Raw genomic sequence first — 596 nt, 5'->3', positions numbered from 1 at the left:
CCTTAACGAGAGTTCTTCCGCGCGCCTTAGAATTCTCTTCTCGCCTACCTGTGTCGGTTTGCGGTACGGGCACCTTCACCTGGCTAGAGGCTTTTCTTGGCAGTGTGAGATCATGACCTTCGCTACTATAAATTTCGCTCCCCATCACAGCCCAGCCTTACGATGTGCGGATTTGCCTACACATCAGCCTCACTGCTTAGACGGACATCCATCAGTCCGCGTCACTACCCTGCTGCGTCACCCCATCGCTCGTAACGGTTTACGGTGGTACAGGAATTTCCACCTGTTGTCCTTCGACTACGCCTTTCGGCCTCGCCTTAGGTCCCGACTTACCCTGAGCGGACGAGCCTTCCTCAGGAACCCTTAGGCTTTCGGCGGATCAGATTCTCACTGATCTTTTCGTTACTCATACCGGCATTCTCACTTGTGTACTCTCCAGCGCTCCTTACGGTACACCTTCAACGCATACACAACGCTCCCCTACCCCTGATGCAAAGCATCAAGCCATAGCTTCGGTGGTGTGTTTAGCCCCGTTACATTTTCGGCGCAGAGTCACTCGACCAGTGAGCTATTACGCACTCTTTAAATGGTGGCTG

The 596-nt window shown here is 53.4% G+C and carries 1 rRNA gene; it reads right to left on the bottom strand.

The features are described 5' to 3' along the window. Positions 1 to 596, bottom strand: a 23S ribosomal RNA gene (locus FCN15_RS19045); the annotation flags it as partial.

Source organism: Paenibacillus pinistramenti, from assembly GCF_005869875.1.
In the GTDB taxonomy this organism is placed as follows: Bacteria; Bacillota; Bacilli; order Paenibacillales; family Paenibacillaceae; genus Fontibacillus; species Fontibacillus pinistramenti.
This window is presented reverse-complemented; position numbering and strand designations above follow the sequence as displayed.